Consider the following 2279-nt stretch of genomic DNA (forward strand, 5'->3'; position numbering starts at 1 on the left):
TTGTCTGGATTTCCGTTGAGTTTGAACGGGAAGGTGGATCGTCGGGCTTTGCCTTTGCCGGTGGTTCAGGGGGGTTCGGTTGTGGTCCGGGCCGGGGTTGAGGCGGAGTTGGCGGGGCTTTGGGCGGAGGTTCTGGGGCTTTCGGCGGACCGGATCGGGGCGGGGGAGACCTTCTTTGCGCTTGGCGGGCATTCGCTTCTGGCGACGCAGCTGATTGCGCGGGTGCGGCGGCGCTGGGGGATCGAGCTGTCGCTGCGGGCGCTGTTCGAGCATCCGACGCTGGAGGGGCTGGCGCCGGTGGTGGTGGCGGCCATCGCGGGCAAGGATGCGGTGCAGGACGGGGGCAGCTTGCAGGACGGCGGCGTGCCGCTGCTGCCCGATCCGGTTCCGCGCGGGCCGGGGCCGGTTCCGCTGTCCTTCGCGCAGCAGCGGCTGTGGTTCCTTGACCAGCTGTCGCCGGGCGACACGGCCTATAACCAGCCGGTCGCGCTGCGGCTGACCGGGCGGCTGGACCTTGGCGCGCTGGCGCGGGCGCTGACCGGGCTGGTGGCGCGGCACGAGGCGCTGCGCACGGTCTTTGCCACCGATCAGGCGCTGCCGGTGCAGGTGATCCTGCCGCCCGGCCCGGTCGATCTGCCGCTGGAGGATCTGTCGGGGGCGGCCGATCCGATGGCCGCCGCCGAGGCGCGGCTGGCCGTTCTGGCGGCCGAGCCTTTCGATCTGGCGCGGGGTCCGCTGCTGCGGGCGCGGGTGATCCGGCTGGGGCCGGAGGATCACCTCGCGGCGCTGGTGCTGCATCACATCGTTTCGGACGGCTGGTCGCTGGGGGTGTTCCTGCGCGAGCTGGCGGCGCTTTACGAGGCGGTGCTGGCGGGGCGGGCGGCGGATCTGCCGCCGCTGCCGCTGCAATACGGCGATTACGCGGCCTGGCAGCGGGCGCATCTGCAAGGGCCGGAGCTGGAGCGGCAACTGGCCTACTGGCGCAGCCGGCTGGCCGGGATGCCCGACCGGCTGGCACTGCCGACCGACCGGCCGCGCCCGGCGGTGCAAAGCCATGCCGGGGCGGTGATGCCCTTCGATCTGCCCGCCGGTCTGACCCGCGCGCTGGAGGCGCTGGCGCGGCGCACCGGCACCAGCCTGCATATGGTGCTGGTGGCGGTGCTGTCGGTGCTGCTGGCGCGGTGGAGCGGGCAGGACGACATCGCCATCGGCACGCCGGTGGCGGGGCGGCGGCATGCGGCGCTGGAGGGGCTGATCGGCTTTTTCGTCAATACTTTGGTGCTGCGCGCCGGGGTGGATGCGGCCGAGCCGTTCTCGGCGCTGCTGGGGCGGCTGCGCGAGGATGCGCTGGCGGCGCAGGCGCATCAGGATCTGCCCTTCGACCAGCTGGTCGAGGCGCTGCAACCGGCCCGCGACCTGAGCCATGCGCCGCTGTTCCAGGTGATGCTGGCGCTGCAGAACGCGCCGCTGGGGGCGATGGCCTTCGGCGGGCTGCGGCTGGAACCGGCGGGCGTGGCGGTGACGGCGACGAAGTTCGACCTGACGTTCAGTTTGCAGGAAGTTCCGGGCAGTTTGCAGGACCTGCCGGGGCAGGGCGGGCTGACCGGGGCGATCGAATATGCGACGGACCTGTTCGATGCGGCGACCATCGCGCGGCTGGCGGCGCAGTTCCGCCATCTGGCGGCGGCCTGCGCGGCGGCGCCGGAGACGCGGATCGGCGCGCTGCCGCTGATGGATGCGGCGGAACGCGCGGCGGTGGTGGCGGGCTGGGCGCCCGCCCCGCCGCCGGCAGCGCGGGCCGCCGAAACGGGAACCGGGCGGCTGGACACGCTGGTCGGCGCCGCCGCCGCGCGGCACCCGGACCGGATCGCCCTGCGCTGCGAGGGCGCAAGCCTGACCTATGCCGCGCTGGAGGCCCGCGCCAACCGGCTGGCGCATCGTATGGTGCAGCTTGGCGTCGGCCCCGAGACGCGGGTGGGCCTGTGCTGCGAACGCTCGTTCGAGATGATCGTGGGGCTGCTCGCGGTGCTGAAGGCGGGCGGTGCCTATGTGCCGCTGGACCCCGAACACCCCGACGACCGGCTGGCCTATATGCTGGAGGACGCGGCGCCGGTGCTGGTGCTGGCCCAGAGCGCGCAGACCAACCGCCTGCAATCCCTGACCCCCGCCCCGGTCCTGACCCTCGCCACCCACCCCGCCCCCGAAACGGGCGAGCCCGAAGCCCGCTCCCTCCCCGAAACCCCGCCCGAAACCCGAACAACCCCCCAAAACGCCGCCTA

The 2279-nt window shown here is 73.1% G+C and carries 1 protein-coding gene; it reads left to right on the forward strand.

The annotated features are described in order from the left end of the window. Nucleotides 1–108 precede the first annotated feature (108 nt). Nucleotides 109–2279 (forward strand): condensation domain-containing protein (locus tag D2N39_RS22375; RefSeq protein ID WP_233557390.1); only part of this gene is annotated, 2171 nt, incomplete at its 3' end.

Origin of the sequence: Gemmobacter lutimaris (genome assembly GCF_003570715.1) — a bacterium.
GTDB lineage: Bacteria > Pseudomonadota > Alphaproteobacteria > Rhodobacterales > Rhodobacteraceae > Gemmobacter > Gemmobacter lutimaris.